The sequence below is a fragment of the Streptomyces sp. NPDC026589 genome, assembly GCF_040638385.1.
Taxonomy (GTDB): domain Bacteria; phylum Actinomycetota; class Actinomycetes; order Streptomycetales; family Streptomycetaceae; genus Streptomyces.
Genome location: NZ_JBEZYG010000009.1, coordinates 26,879 through 47,176, shown reverse-complemented (window position 1 = coordinate 47,176; position 20,298 = coordinate 26,879). Strand labels below are relative to the sequence as shown.

General features: G+C 70.4%; 16 protein-coding genes and 1 riboswitch. Of the genes, 5 read left to right on the top strand and 11 right to left on the bottom strand.

Annotation, left to right across the window (positions count from 1 at the left end):
• Nucleotides 1–93: 93 nt before the first annotated feature.
• The 5 genes from AB0F29_RS17180 to hisC form a co-directional block, all read right to left on the bottom strand.
• A complete protein-coding gene (locus AB0F29_RS17180) occupies nt 94–1,800 on the bottom strand; it encodes a GAF domain-containing protein (protein ID WP_361872808.1) in 1,707 nt (568 codons plus the stop codon).
• A 99-nt stretch (nt 1,801–1,899) separates the two neighbouring features.
• Complete coding sequence (gene cydD, locus AB0F29_RS17175) at nt 1,900–5,442, bottom strand: thiol reductant ABC exporter subunit CydD (RefSeq protein WP_361872806.1); 3,543 nt, start codon at nt 5,440–5,442, stop codon at nt 1,900–1,902.
• 78 nt (nt 5,443–5,520) lie between these two features.
• A complete protein-coding gene (cydB, locus tag AB0F29_RS17170; protein ID WP_361872803.1) occupies nt 5,521–6,522 on the bottom strand; it encodes a cytochrome d ubiquinol oxidase subunit II in 1,002 nt (333 codons plus the stop codon).
• 16 nt (nt 6,523–6,538) lie between these two features.
• Nucleotides 6,539–8,050 (bottom strand): cytochrome ubiquinol oxidase subunit I, encoded by a 1,512-nt coding sequence (locus AB0F29_RS17165; RefSeq protein WP_361872801.1) that lies wholly within the window; start codon nt 8,048–8,050, stop codon nt 6,539–6,541.
• A gap of 258 nt (nt 8,051–8,308) precedes the next feature.
• Nucleotides 8,309–9,388 (bottom strand): histidinol-phosphate transaminase, encoded by a 1,080-nt coding sequence (gene hisC / locus AB0F29_RS17160; RefSeq protein WP_018957364.1) that lies wholly within the window; start codon nt 9,386–9,388, stop codon nt 8,309–8,311.
• Between the two features lie 406 nt (nt 9,389–9,794).
• Between hisC and AB0F29_RS17155 the strand changes: the two genes are divergently transcribed.
• From AB0F29_RS17155 to AB0F29_RS17145, 3 genes are all read left to right on the top strand, one after another.
• Nucleotides 9,795–10,907, top strand: a complete 1,113-nt coding sequence (locus tag AB0F29_RS17155) for a LacI family DNA-binding transcriptional regulator (RefSeq protein WP_006126041.1) — start codon at nt 9,795–9,797, stop codon at nt 10,905–10,907.
• A gap of 174 nt (nt 10,908–11,081) precedes the next feature.
• Nucleotides 11,082–12,254, top strand: a complete 1,173-nt coding sequence (locus tag AB0F29_RS17150) for a metallophosphoesterase (protein WP_361872798.1) — start codon at nt 11,082–11,084, stop codon at nt 12,252–12,254.
• Between the two features lie 205 nt (nt 12,255–12,459).
• Nucleotides 12,460–13,290 carry a hypothetical protein gene (locus AB0F29_RS17145; protein ID WP_361872795.1) on the top strand — a complete coding sequence of 277 codons (831 nt, stop codon included), beginning with the start codon at nt 12,460–12,462 and terminating at the stop codon, nt 13,288–13,290.
• Between the two features lie 80 nt (nt 13,291–13,370).
• Here AB0F29_RS17145 and AB0F29_RS17140 read toward each other — a convergent pair whose 3' ends face one another.
• Both AB0F29_RS17140 and thiC read right to left on the bottom strand, forming a co-directional pair.
• Entirely contained in the window at nt 13,371–13,724 is a 354-nt protein-coding gene (locus tag AB0F29_RS17140; protein ID WP_361872793.1) for a DUF805 domain-containing protein, read from the bottom strand.
• Between the two features lie 300 nt (nt 13,725–14,024).
• Nucleotides 14,025–15,860 (bottom strand): phosphomethylpyrimidine synthase ThiC, encoded by a 1,836-nt coding sequence (gene thiC, locus AB0F29_RS17135; RefSeq protein WP_361872790.1) that lies wholly within the window; start codon nt 15,858–15,860, stop codon nt 14,025–14,027.
• A riboswitch (TPP riboswitch) is annotated at nt 15,853–15,987 on the bottom strand. (Overlaps the previous gene by 8 nt.)
• Before the next feature lie 70 nt (nt 15,988–16,057).
• Between thiC and AB0F29_RS17130 the strand changes: the two genes are divergently transcribed.
• The gene (locus AB0F29_RS17130) at nt 16,058–17,404 is read left to right on the top strand and encodes a YibE/F family protein (RefSeq protein WP_361872787.1); all 1,347 of its coding nucleotides are present in this window, start codon (nt 16,058–16,060) and stop codon (nt 17,402–17,404) included.
• Between the two features lie 23 nt (nt 17,405–17,427).
• Here the strand turns inward: AB0F29_RS17130 and AB0F29_RS17125 are convergent, their stop codons facing one another.
• From AB0F29_RS17125 to AB0F29_RS17110, 4 genes are all read right to left on the bottom strand, one after another.
• Nucleotides 17,428–17,865 carry an SsgA family sporulation/cell division regulator gene (locus AB0F29_RS17125; protein ID WP_024263706.1) on the bottom strand — a complete coding sequence of 146 codons (438 nt, stop codon included), beginning with the start codon at nt 17,863–17,865 and terminating at the stop codon, nt 17,428–17,430.
• 101 nt (nt 17,866–17,966) lie between these two features.
• Complete coding sequence (locus AB0F29_RS17120; protein WP_361872785.1) at nt 17,967–18,743, bottom strand: helix-turn-helix domain-containing protein; 777 nt, start codon at nt 18,741–18,743, stop codon at nt 17,967–17,969.
• Nucleotides 18,744–19,115: 372 nt separating this feature from the next.
• Complete coding sequence (locus tag AB0F29_RS17115; protein ID WP_361873254.1) at nt 19,116–19,328, bottom strand: DUF5326 family protein; 213 nt, start codon at nt 19,326–19,328, stop codon at nt 19,116–19,118.
• Nucleotides 19,329–19,494: 166 nt separating this feature from the next.
• Nucleotides 19,495–19,812 carry a cupin domain-containing protein gene (locus tag AB0F29_RS17110; protein ID WP_361872782.1) on the bottom strand — a complete coding sequence of 106 codons (318 nt, stop codon included), beginning with the start codon at nt 19,810–19,812 and terminating at the stop codon, nt 19,495–19,497.
• 87 nt (nt 19,813–19,899) lie between these two features.
• Between AB0F29_RS17110 and AB0F29_RS17105 the strand changes: the two genes are divergently transcribed.
• The gene (locus AB0F29_RS17105; protein ID WP_007453829.1) at nt 19,900–20,277 is read left to right on the top strand and encodes a phage holin family protein; all 378 of its coding nucleotides are present in this window, start codon (nt 19,900–19,902) and stop codon (nt 20,275–20,277) included.
• The last annotated feature ends 21 nt before the right edge of the window (nt 20,278–20,298 follow it).

The following is a 20,298-nucleotide window of genomic DNA, read 5'->3' as shown; positions in this document are numbered from 1 at the left end:
GCACACCTCGCGGGCCCGGCACACCGCCTCACGGGCCTGGCAGGCCCATGAGGCCAGCCCCGCCCGCCCCGCCGGGCCACCGTCGCGCCGCCCTCACAGCGGCGCCTCCCACACCACCGTCGTACCGCCGCCGTCCTCCCCGATCCCCGGTTCGATCCGGCTCGATCCGCCCAGGGACTCGGCCCGCCGGGCCAGGTTGCGCAGCCCGCTGCGGCGGCCGCCCTCCGGGATGCCCACCCCGTCGTCGGCGACCGAGAGGCGTACCGCCGCCCGCCCGTCCGGGAGGGTCACCGTCGCGTCGACGACCACATCGATCAGCGACGCCCCCGCGTGCCGGAACGCGTTGGAGAGGGCCTCGCGCAGCGCGGCGACCAGGTTCTTGCCGGTCAGCTCCCCGACGAGCGAGTCCACCGGGCCGAGAAAGCGGTGCGAGGGCTTGAAGCCCAGCGGGACGGCCGCCATGTTGATCTCCCGCAGCACGCGGGTGCGCAGCCCCGACGGGGCTGCGGCCGGTTCCTGCTGGAGCGCGAAGATGGCCGTGCGGATCTCCTGGATCGTCACATCCAGTTCGTCCACAGCCCGGCCGACGCCGGTCCGCACCTCGGGCACCACCGAACGGCGCTGGGCGCTCTCCAGCATCATCCCGGTGGCGAACAGCCGCTGGATCACCAGGTCGTGGAGGTCGCGGGCGATCCGGTCACGGTCCTCGTACACCGCGAGCCGCTCCCGGTCCCGCTGCGCCTCGGCCATCATCAGCGCGAGCGCCGCCTGGGAGGCGAACTGGGTGGCGAGCGTCCGCTCGGTCTCCGTGAACGGGCGCGCGCCCCGCGCCCGGGGAGTGGCCAGCGCACCGAGCACCCTGCCGCCGCTGTGGAGCGGCAGCATCATGCTGGGGCCGAACCGGTCGGCCAGCCTGGTGACCATCCGGCTGTCGGTGGCGGAGTCGTCGATGAACACCGCCTCGCCCGCCAGGAGTTTCGCCACCACCGCGCTCCGGGGCGGGATGATCACGCCGAGCGAGGACGCGGGGTCGTCGGACGAGACGGCGACGATCTCCAGGCCGCCCTCCTCGGCGGGCAGCAGCACGATCCCGGCGGCGGAGTCGGCGAGCCGGCGGGCCTGTTCGGCGACCACGGACAGCGCCTCGTCGGCGTCCCCGCCCGACAGGAGGGCCGTGGTGACCGCGACCGAACCGTCGATCCAGTGCTCCCGCTGCCGCGCCGCCTCGTACAGCCGGGCGTTGCCGATGGCGATCCCGGCCTCGGTGGCGAGCACCCTGACCATGTGAAGGTCGTAGTCGCTGAATTCGGCGCCATCCCGCTTCTCGGCCAGGTAGAGGTTGCCGAAGACATCTCCCTGGACCCGGATGGGCACCCCCAGGAAGGTCCGCATCGAGGGGTGCCCCGGCGGGAAGCCCGCGGACCGCGGATCGGTGGACAGATCGGCCAGCCGGACCGGGGCGGGGTCGTGGATCAGCGCGCCGAGGAGACCCCGGTGGCCGTCGGGGCGTCGCCCGATCGCCTCGGCCACCTCCTGCGGAACGCCGTACGTCACGAAGTCCGACAGCCCCTCACCCAGCTCGTCGACGACGCCGATGGCGGCGTACCGGGCGTGGGCGAGCTCGGCCGCCGTCTCGCAGATCCGGTCCAGGGTGGAGTGCAGTTCCAGCCCCGCGCCGACGGAACGCATCGCCTCCAGGAGCTGCGGCACCCGCGCGGTCAGCTCGGTGGACAGACCCTGGAGGCTGCGGGTGGCCCGGGTGGCGGCGTCCAGGGAGTCCTGCGGGTCGGGCTCTGCCATGGCCTGAGCCTAGTTAGTACCGATAGAGGGCGAAAGTCGAGAATGTACTCGACGGGCGTAGGGCGCCGGGCGCCCGGGGCCGGCTCGGTGTCGCCGCCGCTATCGGGCCCCTGCCCCGACCGTCTCCCGCTCGCGCTCCAGCATGCGGCGCAGCGGCCCGTCCTCGGCGGCGAGTTCGGCGTACGGTCCGCGCTGCACGACCCGGCCCGCGTCCAGCACCAGCACCTCGTCGACGGTGTCGAGGCCGGTCAGCCGATGGGTGATCAGTACGGTCGCACGCCCCCGGGTCGCGTCCAGCAGGTCGGCGGTGAGGGCGTCGGCGGTCGGCAGGTCGAGGTGTTCGGCCGGCTCGTCCAGGACGAGTACGGGGAAGCCCGCCAGCAGCGCGCGGGCCAGCGCGAGGCGCTGGCGCTGACCGCCGGAGAGCCGCGCGCCGTGCTCGCCCACCGGGGTGTCGAGCTCCTCCGGCAGGGCCAGCACCCAGTCCAGGAGCCGGGCCCGGGAGAGCGCGTCACGCAGTTCGGCGTCGGTCGCCCCGGGGCGGGCCAGCCGCAGGTTCTCGCGGATCGTGCTGTCGAAGACGTGCGCGTCCTGGGCGCACAGCCCGACCGAGCGCCGGACCGTCTCCGATTCCAGCGCGGACGCCTCGACGCCGCCCAGCCGGTACGTCCCCGACGAGGCGTCCAGGAAGCGCAGCAGGACCTGGGCGAGCGTCGTCTTGCCCGAGCCGGAGGGGCCCACGACCGCGATGCGCCGACCGGGCGTCAGCGTCAGGTCGAGCGAGGCCAGCGCGTCGTGCCGGGCCCCCGGGTAGCGGGCGCTCAGCCCCCGCACCTCCAGCGGGAAGGGCGACGCGGGCTCCTCGGCGGGGGCCTCGGGCTCCCGTACGGGCACGGGGGCGTCCAGCACCTCGAACACCCGCTCGGCGCTCCGGGCGACGCGCTGGCGGTACTGCACCGCGAGCGGCAGCCCGGTGACGGCCTCGAAGGCGGCGAGCGGGGTCAGCACCACCACGGCGAGCGCGACACCGGACAGTCGTCCGTCCTGCACGGCGGGGACGGCGACCGCCGCGGCGGCCACCACGGTGAGCCCGCAGACCAGGGCGGACAGCCCGCCGCCCAGTGCCGTCGCGGCGGCGGCGCGCGAGGCGATCCGGGTCAGCAGCGTGTCGGCCGCGCGCAGCCGCGTCTGCCGGGCGGGCAGCGCGCCCGCGACGGTCAGTTCGGCGGTGGCGCCCAGGAGGTCGGTGACCCGGGTGGCCAGGGCGGCGCGAGCGGGTGCGAGCTGGCGCTCCGTACGGCGGGCACAGGCGCCGCTGACGAGCGGTACGCCGACCCCGGCGACCAGCAGCCCCACGGCGAGGATCACGCCCGCCTCCGGGAGCAGCCAGCCGGTGAACCCGGCGGCCCCGGCCCCCACCACGACGGCGGTGCCGACGGGCAGCAGCCAGCGCAGCCAGTAGTCCTGGAGCGCGTCCACATCGGCGACGAGCCGGGACAGCAGGTCCCCGCGCCGCGTGGTGCGCAGGCCCCCGGGGGCGATGCGTTCGAGACCCCGGTAGACGGAGACCCGCAGGTCGGCGAGGAGCTTCAGGACGGCGTCGTGCGAGACGAGCCGCTCGGCGTAGCGGAAGACCGCCCGGCCTATGCCGAAGGCGCGGGTCGCGGTGACCGCCATCATCAAGTACATGACCGGCGGCTCTTCGGAAGCGCGGGAGATCAACCAGCCGGAGACCGCCATGAGCCCCACGGCCGACCCGACCGCCAGGCTGCCGAGCAGCAGGGCCAGGGTCAGTCGTCCGCGCTGCGTCCCGGCGGACTCGCGGACCCGGGCGAGCATCCGTCCGGAGCGGGCACCGTTCTTCCGCGGTCCGCCGTCGGCCGCGCGCAGCTCCTCCGCCCGGTGGGAGTCCAGGAGTTCGCCCCCGGCGAGCGGCTGGGGGACGGCAGGTCCGGCGGCGACGGCACGCGTACCCGGGCTCCCGTCCTCGGTCCGCTCCCGCACGTCGGTACGCGGCTCCAGGGTCACCACGCGGTCGGCGACCGCCAGCAGGGCGGGACGGTGGACGACCAGCAGCACGGTCCGCCCGGCGGCCAGCCTCCGTACCGCGTCGACGATGCCCGCCTCGCTCTCGCCGTCCAGGCTCGCGGTCGGCTCGTCCAGCAGCAGGAGCGGCCGGTCGGCGAGGAACGCCCGGGCGAGGGCGAGGCGCTGGCGCTGGCCCGCGGAGAGCCCGGCGCCGTCCTCCCCCAGAACCGTCCGCATCCCGTCGGGCAGTGCCGCGACGAAGTCGTACGCGCCCGCGTCCCGCAGCGCCGCGAGGACCGCCTCGTCGCCGGCGTCGGGCCGCGCGAGGCGCACGTTCTCGGCGATGGTGTCCGCGAAGAGGTGGGGGCGCTGGGGGACCCAGGCGATACGGCTCCGCCAGCGTGCGAGGTCCAGGTCCCCGAGGTCCCGGCCGCCGACCCGGACGCGCCCCTCGTCGGGTACGGCGAACCCGAGGAGCACGTTCAGCAGGGTGGACTTGCCGACCCCGCTCGGGCCGACCAGAGCGACGGTCTCCCCCGGCTCCACGGTGAGCGACGCGGCGTCCAGCGAGGGTTCGACGCGGCCCTCGTGGCGTACGGTCACATCCGCCAGTTCCAGGCGCGGCGCGTCCGGGACGTCCTCGGTGCCCGAGGCCCGGGGCTCGGTCTCCAGGACCGTGAAGATCTCCTCGGCGGCCGACAGCCCCTCGGCCGCCGCGTGGTACTGCGCTCCGACCTGGCGGATCGGCAGATACGCCTCCGGGGCCAGGATCAGGACCACCAGCCCGGTGTAGAGGTCGAGTTCGCCGTGGACGAGCCGCATGCCGATCGTGACGGCGACAAGGGCCACCGACAGGGTCGCCAGCAGCTCCAGGGCGAACGAGGACAGGAAGGCGATCCGCAGGGTGCGGAGGGTGGCCCGCCGGTAGTCGGAGGTGATCGTGCGGATCGATTCGGCCTGAGCCTTGGCCCGCCCGAAGACCTTCAGGGTCGGCAGGCCGGCGACGACGTCCAGGAAGTGCCCGGAGAGCCGGGACAGCAGCTGCCACTGGCGGTCCATCTGCGACTGGGTGGCCCAGCCGATCAGGATCATGAAGAGCGGGATGAGCGGCAGTGTGACAACGATGATCGCCGCCGACACCCAGTCCTCGGTGACGATCCGGGCGAGCACCGCCACGGGCACCACGACGGCGAGTCCGAGCTGCGGGAGATAGCGGGCGAAGTAGTCGTCGAGCGCGTCGATGCCCCGGGTCGCCAGCGCGACGAGCGAACCGGTGCGCTGCCCGCTCAGCCAGTCGGGGCCCAGTCGGGCGGCCCGCTCCAGGAGCCGGCCGCGCAGTTCGGACTTGACGGCCGCGCTGGCGCGATGGGCCGCCAGTTCGGTGAGCCAGGCGACGAAGGCCCGACCGAGGGCGACCGCGGCGAGCAGGAGAAGGGGGGTGCGCAGCGCGGTGACCGTGAGTCCGCCCTCGAAACCGCCCACCACGATCTCGGCGATGAGCATCGCCTGGGCGATCACCAGCAGGGCGCCGACCAGGCCGAGGGCCACCACGGCCGCCAGGAAGAGACGGGTGGCGCGTGCGTGGTGGAGCAGACGCGGATCGATCGGTTTCACGTGAAACATCCCCCCGGCGGGGTCGGTGAACTCTGCGGGACGGTGAGCTGCCGCGGGGCCCGCGGCAGCTCACCGGAGTCAGTGCGGGTCGGCGATGTGCTGGGTGCCGATGCGCTTGCGGAAGACCCAGTAGGTCCAGCCCTGGTAGAGCAGCACGACGGGCGTGGCGATACCCGCACACCAGGTCATGATCTTGAGCGTGTACGGGCTGGACGAGGCGTTGGTGACCGTGAGGTTCCAGGCGTCGTTGAGCGAGGACGGCATGACGTTCGGGAAGAGCGTCAGGAAGAGCATCGCGACCGCCGCCGCGATCGTCACGCCCGAGAACGCGAACGACCAGCCCTCGCGGCCCTTGGCGATGGCCCCGATCGCGGCGAGGAGCGCCACCACCGCCACGATCATGGCCCCCAGGCTCCAGGCGTCCCCGTTGTCCGCCTGCGTCCAGACCAGGAAGCCCAGGGCGAGCACCGCGGTGACCGGCCCGAGCTTCAGCGCCAGTGCGCGGGCCCGGGACCGGATGTCGCCCGCCGTCTTGAGGCCGGCGAAGACCGCCCCGTGGAAGGTGAAGAGCGTGAGGGTGACGAGACCGCCGAGGATCGCGTACGGGTTGAGGAGGTCCCAGAGACTGCCGACGTACTCCATGTCGGCGTCGATCTTCACGCCCCGCACGATGTTCCCGAACGCCACGCCCCACAGCACCGCGGGGATCAGGGAGGTCCAGAAGATCGCGGTCTCCCAGTTCGTCTGCCACCGCTCCTCGGGCCGCTTGGCGCGGTACTCGAAGGCGACGCCTCGGACGATCAGGCAGAACAGGATGATCAGCAGCGGCAGGTAGAAGCCGGAGAAGAGCGTGGCGTACCACTCGGGGAAGGCGGCGAAGGTGGCGCCGCCCGCGCTGAGCAGCCAGACCTCGTTGCCGTCCCAGACGGGCCCGATCGTGTTGATCAGGACCCGGCGCTCCTTGCGGTCACGGGCCAGCAGCTTGGTGAGGACCCCGATGCCGAAGTCGAATCCCTCCAGGAAGAAGTAGCCGGTCCAGAGGACGGCGATGAGCACGAACCAGACGTCGTGGAGTTCCATCTCTCAGCTCCTGTGCTCAGTACGAGAAGGCCATCGGCCGGTCGGCGTCTTCTTCGTCGTGGCCGCCGATCTTGGTGGGCGGGTTGAGGTCGTCCTCGGTGAGTTCCGGGGGGCCTGCCTTGATGTACTTCACGAGCAGCTTCACCTCGATCACGGCGAGCACCGCGTACAGCAGGGTGAAGACGACCATCGAGGTGATGACCTCGCCCTGCGAGACACCGGGGGAGACCCCTGCACGGGTCTGGAGCACCCCGTAGACGACCCACGGCTGGCGGCCCATCTCGGTGAAGATCCAGCCCCAGGAGTTGGCGATCAGCGGGAAGAGCAGCGTCCAGAGCGCGACGACCCAGTAGAGCTTGGTGAGTCTCGGGCTCAGCGCCTTGTTCTTGAAGAGGACCAGATGGGGCACCTCGTCCTCACCGGTCCGCAGCGCCGGTGGCAGCAGGAACTTCCTCCGGGTCAGCCAGAGCCCCAGGAGGCCGAGGCCGAAGGAGGCCATGCCGAAGCCGATCATCCACCGGAAGCTCCAGAACGCGACCGGGATGTTGGGGCGGTAGTCGCCGGGCCCGTACTTCTCCTCCATGCTCTTGTTGATGTCGTTGATGCCGGGGACGTGCGAGTTCGGGTCGTTGTTGGCGAGGAAGGAGAGCACACCGGGGATCGAGATCTCGACCGAGTTGTGGCCCTTGCTGACATCCCCGTACGCGAAGATCGAGAACGGCGCCCCGTCCTGTCCGTCCCAGAGGGCCTCGGCGGCGGCCATCTTCATCGGCTGCTGCCGGAACATGACCTTGGCGAGGCTGTCACCGCTGACGGCGGTGAGCATCCCGGCGACCACGACGGTGATCAGGCCCAGGCGCAGCGAGGTCCGCATCACCGGGATGTGCTTCTTGCGCGCCAGGTGGAACGCGGCGATGCCGACCATGAAGGCTCCGCCGACCAGGAACGCCGCCGTGATGGTGTGGAAGAACTGGGTGACCGCGGTGTCCTGGGTGAGCACCCGCCAGAAGTCGGTGAGCTCGGCGCGGCCGCGCTCCTCGTTGATCCGGTAGCCGACCGGGTGCTGCATCCAGGAGTTGGCCGCCAGGATGAAGTAGGCGGAGAGGACCGTGCCGAGCGAGACCATCCAGATGCAGGCGAGGTGGATCTTCTTCGGCAGCTTGTCCCAGCCGAAGATCCACAGACCGATGAAGGTGGACTCGAAGAAGAAGGCGATCAGCGCCTCGAAGGCGAGCGGAGCGCCGAAGACGTCACCGACGAAGCGCGAGTAGTCGGACCAGTTCATGCCGAACTGGAACTCCTGGACGATGCCCGTGACGACGCCCATGGCGATGTTGATCAGGAACAGCTTGCCCCAGAACTTGGTCGCCCTGAGGTACTTCTCGTTCTCCGTCCGCACCCAGGCGGTCTGCAGGCCCGCGGTGAGCGCGGCGAGCGAGATCGTCAGGGGGACGAAGAGGAAGTGGTAGACGGTGGTGATGCCGAACTGCCATCGCGCCAGGGTCTCCGGCGCCAGAGCGAGGTCCACGTCGTCAGTCTCCTTACATCGCCGTGGTCGTACCGGCACTACGCCCCTTTGATCCCTCCGATTACGGGAGAAAGCAGGCGAGCTTGTGAACGCGTTCACATTCACAAGCAATTATGGCGCACACACTTTCGGACCCTTCGCCGGGGGTACCCCTTTTCGGTCCCCGCCCCACGAACCCGGCCCCCGCCCCACGCAAAAAGGGCCCCGGACCTCGCGATCGAGGTCCGGGGCCGCCCGGCCGCACAGGCGCGTGCGGGTCTACAGCTCCGCGCGGAACGCCTCCGCCGTCTTCAGGAAGAGGTCGTTGCCCTCGTTCTCGCCGATCGAGACCCGGACGCCCTCGCCCTTGAAGGGCCGCACGACCACCCCGGCCCGCTCGCAGGCCCCGGCGAAGTCGAGGGTCCGCTCACCGAGCCGCAGCCAGACGAAGTTCGCCTGCGACTCCGGCACCGTCCAGCCCTGGCGCACCAGCTCCGCGCTCACCCGGGTGCGCTCGGCGACCAGCGAGCCCACCCGGCCCAGCAGCTCGTCCTCCGCGCGGAGCGAGGCCACCGCCGCGTCCTGGGCGAGCTGGCTCACCCCGAAGGGGACCGCGGTCTTGCGCAGCGCCGCGGCCACCGGCTCGTGGGCCACCGCGAAGCCGACCCGCAGCCCGGCCAGACCGTACGCCTTGGAGAAGGTCCGCAGCACCGCCACGTTGGGCCGGTCCCGGTAGATCTCGATGCCGTCCGGCACCTCGGCGTCGCGGATGAACTCCTTGTACGCCTCGTCGAGCACCACCAGCACATCGCTCGGCACCCGGTCGAGGAACCGTTCCAGCTCGGCCCGGCGCACCACCGTGCCGGTGGGGTTGTTGGGATTGCAGACGAAGATCAGCCGGGTCCGGTCGGTGATCGCCTCCGCCATCGCGTCGAGGTCGTGCACCTCGCCGTCGGTCAGCGGGACCTTCACCGAGGTCGCGCCGCTGACCTGCGTGATGATCGGGTACGCCTCGAAGGACCGCCAGGCGTAGATGACCTCGTCGCCGGGTCCGGAGGTGGCCTGAAGCAGCTGCTGGGCCACCCCCACCGACCCGGTGCCGGTGGCGAGATGCGCCAGGGGCACACCGAAGCGGTCGGCCAGCTCGTTCATCAGGCCGGTGCACGCCATGTCCGGGTAGCGGTTGAAGTTCCCCGCGGCGGCGAGCGCCGACTCCAGCACCCCCGGCAGCGGCGGAAAGGGGTTCTCGTTGGAGGACAGCTTGTACGCGACCGGTCCGCCGGCCGCCGCCGGCTTCCCCGGCACATAGGCGGGAACGCCGTCCAGCTCGGCGCGCAGCTTGGGGCTCGTCTCGCTCACCGCAGGTCCTCCTCGACCGTCTGTTCACAGCAATACTGCACACCTTAAGAGGATTGGGCCCCGCTGCGAATGGCCCGAGCGGGAAATCGACCGCAGTGCCCGGGAATGGGGCGTCATGCGGGGCCGGTCCGAGCCCCTCCCGAGGGGGGAGCGTTTCGCGTTCCGGCGCGCGCTGGTGGCTCGCGCCGTGGCGCGCGTCCCCCGAAGTGGTGAGTTGAGACCTCTTCGAGACATCGCACATACAGCAGGCTGCCGCCCTCCAGTACCTGAAACAGCTATGCAAGAGCAGCCAACTCCCTTGCATTACAAGGATTCTGATGGGCTGTGACCTTGCAGAAACGTGCCTGTCAACGTGTGCATATGCGACCGGACCGACCACCCCTCGGAGCCCTACTATCGGCTCGCCATGACAGCAGCAGGGAAGCACCAGGTGAGCCGGACGGAGACCCCCCGGCGCAGCGGCCGGCCAGGACGGGCGGGGATCCGTGATGTGGCCGCCGCGGCCGGAGTCTCGATCACGACCGTCTCCGACGCGCTCAACGGCAAGGGCAGGCTCCCGGACGCCACCCGCCGCCATGTCCGCGAGGTCGCCGAGCGCCTGGGCTACCGCCCTTCCGCCGCGGCCCGAACCCTCCGTACGGGCAAGTCCGGCCTGATCGGCCTGACCGTGACCACGTACGGGAATGAACCTTTCACCTTCACCGAATTCGCGTACTTCGCGGAGATGGCGAGAGCCGCGACCTCCGCGGCGCTCGCCCGCGGCTACGCCCTCGTCATCCTCCCCGCCACCTCCCGGCACGACGTCTGGTCGAACGTCGCGCTCGACGGGACCGTCGTCATCGACCCCTCCGACCAGGACCCGGTCGTCACCGAACTCGTCCGCCAGGGACTGCCCGTGGTCTCGGACGGCCGCCCGGCCGGGACGCTCCCCGTCACCGCCTGGGTCGACAACGACCACCGGGCCGCCGTGCTCGACCTCCTCGACCATCTCGCCGCCGCCGGAGCCCGCCGTATCGGCCTGCTGACCGGCAACACCACCGACACGTACACCCGGTTGTCCACCACCGCCTACCTCCACTGGTGCGAGCGGGTCGGCCAGGATCCCGTCTACGAGTCCTACCCGGCCCACGACCCCTGCGCGGGAGCGGTCGCCGCCGACCGGCTGCTCGCCCGCCCGGACCGCCCCGACGCGGTCTACGGGCTCTTCGACCCCAATGGGACCGACCTCCTCGCCGCGGCCCGCCGCTACGGACTGCGGGTCCCCGAGGACCTGCTGCTGGTCTGCTGCAGCGAGTCCACCGTGTACGCGGCCACCGAGCCGCCCATCACGACGCTCTCGCTGAAGCCCCGCCGCATCGGCACGGCCGTCGTCCAGCTCCTCATCGACGCCATCGAAGGGGTCGAGCACGACGGGCCGGTGGAGCAGGTCATACCGACGGAGCTCATCGTCCGGACCTCCTCGCAACGACGTCCACCGCGCACCACGGTCAGCGCGCCACGCTCCCCCAGCGGGGACTGATCATCTCTTTTCGGACTAATCAGCCGGTGAACCGAGCGTGCGCCCGGATTCACCACCCCTGGTGCGTCACACAGGTCGATCCGCATTCCTATGATGGGCGCACGACACCGCGGACCACCTCTACCAGGCAAGGCCCGTCAGGTGTACGGCGGCGCGACGGTGGTGGAGGGGTCGATGACTCAGGGGGCCGGTCAGGAACCCGTGGTGCGGACGGCGACGTTGCGTGACTTCCGGGTTCCGCCGTATGCGCAGACGCCCGTGCCACCGCAAGCGCAGGCGGCGCCTCCTTCCCCGGTGCCACCGCGGGCGCCGGAACCGAACCCTCCGGCGCCCGGCGCCTCCGTGCCCCCGGCAGTGCCGCCGCGCGCTCCCGCCCCGCCCCGGCCGCCGCATCCCGGCAACGCCGTCGTGGGCGGCGAGCAGCCGGAGGGCTACACCCCGACCGAGCGGGACCTCCCGGTCATCCGTCGCGGCGACACGGTCCAGGTGCAGACCGTTCCCGAGCCGCGCCCCGTGGCCGAGGACAGCCGCGGCCCGCTCTTCGTCGTCGGCGACGTCCACGGCTACCTCGACGAGCTGATCGCCGCCCTCGGCGCGCAGGGCCTCATCGACGCCGACGGGAACTGGGCCGCGGGCAACGCCCGTCTGTGGTTCCTCGGCGACTTCACCGACCGCGGGCCCGACGGCATCGGAGTCATCGACCTCGTCATGCGGCTCTCCGCCGAGGCGGCGGCGGCCGGCGGCTACTGCAAGGCCCTGATGGGCAACCACGAACTGCTGCTGATCGGCGCCAAGCGGTTCGCCGACACTCCCGTCAACTCCGGGGCGGGCACCGCCACCTTCCAGGCCGCCTGGCTGCTCAACGGCGGCCAGAAGACCGACATGGAGCGCCTCCAGGACGTCCACCTCCAGTGGATGTCCCGGCTCGACGCGGTCGTCGAGGAGGACGGCCATCTGCTGATGCACTCCGACACGACGGCCTACCTCGACTACGGGTCCACCATCGAGGACGTCAATGACACGATCACGGCCATTCTCACGCGCAACGACGCCGACGAGTGCTGGGACCTCTTCCGCAAGCTCACCAAGCGGTTCGCCTTCCGGGACGAGGGCGGCGCCCAGGCGGTGCGCGAGCTGCTGACGACGTACGGCGGACAGCGCGTCGTCCATGGTCACAGCCCCATTCCCTACCTCCTGGGCGAGGTCGGCACCGAGGACGGCGAGGACGGCGCGGGGCCCGTGATCAACGGCCCGCACGTGTACGCGGACGACCTCGCCATCGCCATGGACGGCGGAGTGACCATGGCCGGAAAGCTGTTGGTGGTTCAACTCCCGCTGCATGACTGACCGTCGGCGGGGAAGGCGCTTCAGGTTCCGCCTGCGCCGACCTCGCCGATCGACGGGCCCGTCACCGGGCCCAATTCTGGAAACACCCTGTCACCCCGTGCCGTGAGCGCTCTACCATCGGCGTATCAGTGGCAGGCTCTCCTCCGTTTCCGCCCGATCGCCCGGTCTCCACGCGGGCAGCCGGGCACCGACGGAGCATCGGGGGATGCAGATGACAAGCGCTCCGCACCTGCTGGCCGAGGACGGACCCGAGTACGAGCGGATCCTGGGCGACGCACTGCGCCACGCTCATGAACGCCCGGACCTGGAGGGCGTCGGGGACCGGCTCAACACCGAACAACTGCGCACCATGGCGCTCAGCGCCACGGCGCTGATCACCGCGGCCGCGGCCACCGAGTACGAGCACTACGTGAAGGCCCGCGGCGAACTGCGCCGCGCGGCGGCCGCGGAGGGGATCGACGGCGGCCCGGCCACGGACGGGCCGCAGAGCACGGCGGCCGGCTCGGGCGCCGGCATAGGCGCGGTCATCACCGTCCTGACCCCGCTGCTGGCCGGCTCCGCGGCCGTCATCTTCCTGCTCGTCGGCTATCTGGTGAAGGCGGTCGGCCCGTCGGTGACCTTCGGCGGCACGATGGTCGCGGCCGGGTGGTTCTTCGCCGCGGTCGCCGCCGCGGCGATCCTGGTCGCGGCCGTCGGGCTGCTCGTCACCGCGCTCCGCAACGGTGCGACGTCGCTGGCCGCCGAGGACGAGGAGCAGGAGCTACCGGAGGACGTCGCACGGGCCAGGGAGGCGTGGCGCCACGCCCTGCTGGAGCGCGGCATCCTCCCGTTCCTCCGGGACGCCCTGGCCGACCCGACCGCGGGGCCCGCCGCACGGACCCCGCACCGTTCGCCCAACCGCATCCCGAAGGTCGGGTACAGCAGGCCGGACTTCTCCGGCCCGGACGACGGGCCGGCGGCCGGTCCCCGGCCGACCTTCACCAGCCCCGACTTCTCGAGCCCGGACTTCGGCGGACCGGAGCACCGGCCGGAGTGAGGTCCGGGTACGGCGAAGGCCGGGGCGGCTGTGTGCCGCGCCCGGCCTCGCGGTGCTCCGGAACGTACCGGAGCTGTCGGTCAGACGGCCGGAGCCAGCTTCGGGTTGGCACCGTGCTGGTTCGCCTCCGGCTTGCCCTCCGAGGCGAGGAAGACGAGCAGGATGATGGCGCCGACCAGCGGGACGAACGAGATGAAGAACCACCAGCCCGAGCGGCCGGTGTCGTGCAGACGACGCACCATGACCGCCAGCGACGGAACGATGACCGCGGCGAGGTAGAGGTAGTACGGGATCTGCGTGTCGATCGCCATGCCGAGCACCGACAGCACCACGCCGATGATGAAGTTGAAGAGCACGAACATCCAGTACTCCTTGCGGCGCGCGCGTCCGCTGAAGCCTGCGTAGTTCTTGAGTACGTCCAGGTACCAGTTCACTGTGATTCCCTCCCCGGCCCCCGATCCGAGGGGGCGCCAATTTCAAGCCAAGCAAGCCGGAAAGTAAGCCACAGATAAGGAAAGGGTCAAGCGCAGGTGAGCTGCGGGCCAAACGTACATACAGCTGCCACACGACTGTATCCATACTGTCGCTTGACAAGGTAACCAACCGGGGCAAAACAGCCTGAAGTGGCCGTAGTTGCTCGGTAAGCCATAGAACACCCATACGCTCCTGGCCGGATCCGGCCTCGGTCCCGCGGAGAAGCCGACCGCCGGGGAAGGCCCGGCGGCCGGCCCGCGTCAGTCGGCGATGGGCAGGTAGACCCGGTTGCCGGCGGCCGCGAACTCCTTCGACTTCTCGGCCATGCCCTCCTCGATCTCCTCCTGCGAACCACCGTGCTGACGCCGGATGTCCTGGGAGATCTTCATCGAGCAGAACTTCGGCCCGCACATCGAGCAGAAGTGCGCCGTCTTCGCCGGTTCGGCGGGCAGCGTCTCGTCATGGAACTCCCGCGCCGTGTCCGGGTCGAGGGCCAGGTTGAACTGGTCCTCCCAGCGGAACTCGAACCGCGCGTCGGAGAGGGCGTCGTCCCACTCCTGCGCACCCGGGTGCCCCTTGGCCAGGTCGGCCGCGTGGGCAGCGATCTTGTAGGTGATGACGCCCGTCTTCACGTCGTCCCGGTTCGGCAGTCCCAGGTGCTCCTTGGGCGTGACGTAGCAGAGCATCGCCGTGCCCCACCAGGCGATCATCGCGGCGCCGATGCCGGAGGTGATGTGGTCGTAGGCGGGCGCGACGTCCGTGGTCAGCGGGCCGAGCGTGTAGAACGGCGCCTCCTCGCAGATCTCCTGCTGGAGGTCGATGTTCTCCTTGATCTTGTGCATCGGGACATGCCCGGGGCCCTCGATCATGGTCTGGACGCCGAACCGCTTGGCGATCGTGTTCAGCTCGCCCAGCGTGCGCAACTCGGCGAACTGCGCCTCGTCGTTGGCGTCCGCGATCGACCCGGGCCGCAGTCCGTCGCCCAGGGAGTAGGTGACGTCGTACGTCGCGAGGATCTCGCAGAGCTCCTCGAAGTGCTCGTAGAGGAACGACTCCTTGTGGTGGGCGAGACACCAGGCCGCCATGATCGAGCCGCCGCGCGAGACGATGCCGGTCTTACGGCGGGCCGTCAGCGGAACGTACGGCAGGCGCACACCGGCGTGCACCGTCATGTAGTCCACGCCCTGCTCGGCCTGTTCGATGACGGTGTCCTTGTAGATCTCCCAGGTCAGCTCCTCGGCCCGGCCGTCGACCTTCTCCAGGGCCTGGTAGAGCGGGACGGTGCCGATCGGCACGGGGGAGTTGCGCAGCACCCATTCGCGGGTGGTGTGGATATTGCGGCCGGTGGACAGGTCCATGACCGTGTCGGCGCCCCACTTCGTCGCCCAGGTCATCTTGTCCACCTCCTCCTCGATGGAGGAGGTGACGGCCGAGTTGCCGATGTTGGCGTTGACCTTCACCAGGAACCGCTTGCCGATGATCATCGGCTCGATCTCGGGATGGTTGACGTTGGCCGGCAGCACCGCCCGGCCCTGCGCGATCTCCTCGCGGACGACCTCGGGCTCCACGTTCTCCCGGATCGCCACGTACTCCATCTCCGGGGTGATCTCCCCCCGTCGGGCGTACGCGAGCTGGGTGACGGGGCGTCCGTCGCGGCTGCGGCGCGGCTGGCGCGGGCGGCCGGGGAAGACGGCGTCGAGGTTGCGCAGTCCGCCGCGCGGCGAGGTGTGCTTGAGCCCGTCGTCCTCGGGGCGGGCCGGCCGGCCCGCGTACTCCTCGGTGTCGCCGCGGGCGATGATCCAGTTCTCCCGCAGGGGCGCGAGGCCCCGGCGGACATCGGTGTCGATGGAGGGATCGGTGTACGGCCCGGACGTGTCGTACAGCGTCACGTCCTTGCCGTTGGTGAGGTGCACCTGTCGAACCGGCACCCGGAGGTCCGGGCGCGAGCCCTGGACGTACCCCTTGTGCCAGCCGATGGACTTCCCGGCCTCGTTGTTCGGCGTCCCGTCGCCCGGCGTCGTGCCGCCCGGCGTCGTGCCGTCCGGCGTTCCGTCGTTCTGTTTCGAGGCAGGCGTGCGTGCGTCCGCTGTGGTCATGAGACCTACTCCCTACGCCGGCATTACCCGGTAACAGGTTCGGCGGTCGGCGCAGCGTGTTCCCGTACGGATGTACGGCGATCAGCGCCCTCTCAGCCCGGTGCTCCGAGCTCCCGCGTGTGCAAAGGTGCCTCCACGCTAGCGTCCTTTCGGGCGAGCTGACCAGAGGGGCCTCCCGTTCTTGCGATGATCGCCCCGTGACCTCCCCCCAAAGCGACCCCGCACCCCAGCCGCCCCAGGGCCACAGCCACGGCCACACCCACAGCCACGGGCCGGCCGCTCCGGTCTCCCGGCACCTGCGCAAGGTGATCGCCGCCGTGCTGATCCCGTTCGCGACGGCGGTCGTCGTCGGCCTGATCGCGTTCTGGCCCGGCGGCGCGCCCGACCACGAGCGCACCGGCGTCGGATTCGACCGGCAGACCCAGGACGGCAAGGTCGTCCAGGTCGTGAAGGTCGACTGCGCGGACGTCAACGCCGCGCAGGTGCCCCCGACCGGTGACACCTCCACGCCCTCGGGACGCGAGGCCGTCAACGAGCAGGAGGGGGAGTGCGCGAAGGCCACCATCGAGGTGACCAGCGGCGACGACAAGGGCCGGAAGTTCGTCGAGGTGGTCCAGCCGGACGCTCCCCGACAGCTGAAGGAGGGTCAGGGCGTGGTCGTCGCGTACGCCCCCGACGCGCCGCGCGACCTCCAGTACTCGGTGACCGACGTGGACCGGAAGGTCCCGATGGCGGTGCTGGCCGGGATCTTCGCGCTGGCGGTGGTCCTGGTGGGCAGGATGCGCGGAGTGATGGCGCTGGTGGCGCTGGTCGTGTCGTTCGCCGTGCTGACCCTGTTCATCCTGCCGGCGATCCTGCAGGGCTCGAACCCGCTGGTCGTGGCGGTGATCGGGGCCAGCGCGATCATGCTGGCGGCCCTCTATCTGTGCCACGGGGTCACGGCCCGTACGTCGGTCGCGGTCGTCGGCACGCTGATCTCGCTGCTGCTGATCGGGCTGCTGGGCTCCCTGTTCATCGGCTGGGCGAACCTGAGCGGCAACACCGACGACAACACCGGCCTCATCCACGGCCTCTACCCGGACATCGATATGAGCGGTCTGCTGCTGGCCGGTGTCATCATCGGTTCGCTCGGGGTGCTCGACGATGTGACGGTCACCCAGACCTCCGCCGTCTGGGAACTTCACCAGGCGGACCCGCGGATGGGTTGGAAGGGTCTGTACCGGGCAGGTATCCGGATCGGAAGGGACCACATCGCCTCGGTGGTCAACACCCTGGTGCTGGCGTACGCGGGCGCGGCGCTGCCGCTGCTGCTGCTCTTCTCCATCGCCCAGAGCAGTGTGGGGACGGTGGCCAACAGCGAGCTGGTCGCCGAGGAGATCGTCCGCACACTGGTCGGATCGATCGGCCTGGTCGCCTCGGTGCCGGTGACCACGGTGCTCGCCGCGCTGGTCGTCTCCGCGGACCGCCCGGGATCCGGTGGCGCACAGGCGGCTACGGCCGCACCCGCGCGGACGGGTCGGGGCCGTCGTCGTAAGTCGGGGTGACGGGGCATCGGGGGCACGTGCGGTCAGCCCGCGTTCTGCTCCTCGGCGAGGATGCGGCCGAGCGCGTCCTCCAGATTCCCGTCGAAGTCACCCAGAGTGTGCTCCTGGCCGAGCGGCACGAGCTTGTCCGTCCGGTCGAGAAACGCCACCAGTGGCGCCGTCCCCGCCCGGAACAGCGCACGGTCCGCGCCGACCTGGAGCCGGATGTGCACATCGCCGAGGCCCTCGGGCTCGGTCGGGCCGATGTGCACATCTCCGTCGCCGCTCGGGCTGTTGAGCCCGTCCAGCAGCAGTTCACGGCCGAACGCCCAGGTCACAGGGGCATCGCCGGGAAGGTGGAACGTCATCCGGATGGCATACGGATCGCCGACCTCGTACCGGAGCTCCACCGGAATACGAAAAGAGAGCTCCTCGGAGACGAGGAAGCTCATCATGACCTCTGCTTGAACCGACTCGCGCATCGTTCAACCCCGCAGTAGATGAATCTGGCCAGGAATGATCCCCCATGGCCCTATTGACGCCATCGTGGTGCACGCGATAGCAGATCACAAGGAGTGATTTTTCAGATACTGATAGAGAACACGAACGAACGCAAGAGGCTGGCGACTTCGCCACGTAACTGTTCGACTGCGGGCAGCAACCGATCTTCCCGGTCCAGGGGTACGGAAATGGCCATCGCCGCAATGGTGGCACCGGCCGTGACGGGAATCGCGGCGCACACGGTCCCCAGTGCGTACTCCTGGCGTTCGATGACCGGTTCACCTCGACGGAGGGTGCGCAGCCGTTCCAGAAGTGTGGCGCGATCTCGCACTGAGTAACGGGTGAGAGGGCGCACGGGGTGTCGGTCGAGGTGGTCCTCGCGGGCTCGCTCGTCGAGTTGGGCGAGCAGACACTGGCCGATGGCGTGCGCGTGCGCGGTTTCCCGGAACGAGGCCCACTCCTCCACGGCCGGGGTGTCGGGGGCGTCCGCGACCGCGATGAGATCGATCTCGCCGTCGCAGTAGACGGCGCAGTACACCGGGGCTCCGATGACGTCCCGCCAGCGGCCGAGGGAGTCGGCGACGGAGGCGGGGCGCGGGCGGCTCCGGACCCCGGGGGCGACGGTCAGGTTCTCGGCGGCCGCGCCGAAGAGGAAGACACCGTTCTCGCGGCGGAGATAGCCCTCATGGGTGAGGGTGCGCAGCAAGTGGTAGGCGGTCGGGAGCGGAAGCCCCGCCTCACGTGCCAGTTGCTTGGCGGGCGCCCCGTCCCGATGGGTGCCCACAGCCTCCAGCAACCTCAACGCCCGCTGAACCGAACCGATCAAGGTCGGCACAGCGGTGCTAGATGCCGTGGTCAAGGGCCACCCCCAGGCATGGTGACGGGCCGTCGGCCCTCCCGTGGGGGCCGCCCCCACGGGCCTGCCGCGATCCCGAGGACCGGAGATCCGGCCCGTGACCGGCGAGGACCGGTCCGGGCGCCGACGATCGAAGGCCAACGACCGGACTGTCGTACCCAGGACCGATCAGGCGATCGATATGGTGACGGAAGGTCACATTCCGGATGGCGGCAGTGGTTTGTCACTGTATCGGCCGCCTGTGGCAGACGGGTGGTTTCCTCCGGGACTTAGCTCTGCTGGGCTAATCTCGCGCGCCGGCGCTGACCTCACCTCGTCCTGCGGGCCCGGGACGAACAGACCGGACGGCCCCCGTGCCGACCCGTGTTCCGTGTACTACCAGTCACCACGCGAGGGCGACGACGACATGAACTTGCGGACGACGAAGATCAGCCCGCCGACCACGACGACGAAGACCAGTGCCTTGAAGAGCAGGCTGATCACGAAGCCGACGACGCTGGCGATCAGCCCGCCGAACACGAAGATCGCAATGACGGGCACCGCGATCCACTTCACCCACCAGGGCATTCCCGCGAATATCTCCCGCACGGCCATCGCCTCTACCTCGTCTCTCTGAGTCCTTGCCTCGATGCTAAAGGCGCGAAGGCCTCCCGCGGGGGCCGGGCAGCCCTTGAAGACCCCTGATCGAGCCCCTAGGGATCCCTGGCGCGGGCGCATCGGATTCCCGGGGAAGCTCCACTCCCGGGCGCGGGAATCAGCCCTCGGGCGGCGAGAAGACGACCATCACCCGCAGGTCCTCGGTGATGTGGTGGAACTTGTGGGCCACGCCCGCGGGTACGTAGACGACGCTCCCCCTGCCGACCTGCGTCGTCTCCGTCCCCACCGTGATCGACGCCCGCCCGCTGACGACGAAGTAGACCTCGTCCTGCTGGTGCGGCTGCTGCGGATCGAGCTCTCCCGCGTCCAGGGCGTACAGGCCGACCGACATATTGCGTTCCCGCACGAACTGCAGGTAGGCGCCTTCGTTGGCGGCCCGCTCCGCCTCGAGCTCGTCCAGTCTGAATGCCTTCATGGCCCGTCCCGCCCCTTGTACCCACGCTGTCGGCTGTGCCCGCGCTGCCGGTGTCCACCACCGATCATGTCTGCCACGATCAGACACATGAAGAATTTCGTAGTCAAGACGATCGCCAACGCGGGTGCGCTGGCCGTTGCCATCTGGCTCATCGGCAACATCACGTTGGAGGGCGGCAGCACGGGCCGCAAGGCCCTCACCCTGATCCTGGTCGCGCTGATCTTCGGCCTGGTGAACTTCCTGGTGAAGCCGGTGGTCCAGCTGCTGACGTTCCCGTTGTTCATCCTGACGCTGGGGTTGATCACCCTGGTGGTCAACGCCCTGATGCTGATGCTGACCTCCTGGCTGGCCGGCGTGTTCGATCTCAGCTTCCACGTCGAGGGCTTCTGGACGGCGGTGCTCGGCGGGCTGATCATCTCGGTCGTGTCCTGGGCGCTCAACGTCGTCCTGCCCGACGAGAACTGATTCCGGTATTCGGTATCCCGG